The organism is Pseudomonas sp. UF-293 (assembly GCF_058245595.1).
The window spans coordinates 1-230 of record NZ_JBSICA010000103.1; the positions used below are offsets into that span (position 1 = coordinate 1).

General features: G+C 59.6%; 1 pseudogene. It reads right to left on the reverse strand.

Going from position 1 to position 230, the window contains the following annotated elements:
- Positions 1-230 (reverse strand): annotated as a pseudogene (locus AC4IHP_RS27940) (sugar kinase); the annotation flags it as partial.

Below are 230 nucleotides of genomic sequence, written 5' to 3' on the forward strand. Positions count from 1 at the left end.
TGCTCCAGCAGGGCGTAAGAGGTGGTGGAGATCGCCGCCGCCACGCCGCTCATGTGCAGATGGCGCGCATCGCTGAACAGCGCGGCGTTAAAATCCTCCGGCGAAAGATGGCTGGCTGCGGAACCCTTGCGGAAGTACTCCACAATGGGATCGGTTCCATCATCGCATTTCGATTTCAGCTGAAAGCCGGTTGGGTAGCGGGTATCCAGCGTCACGCCGGAGGTATCAAT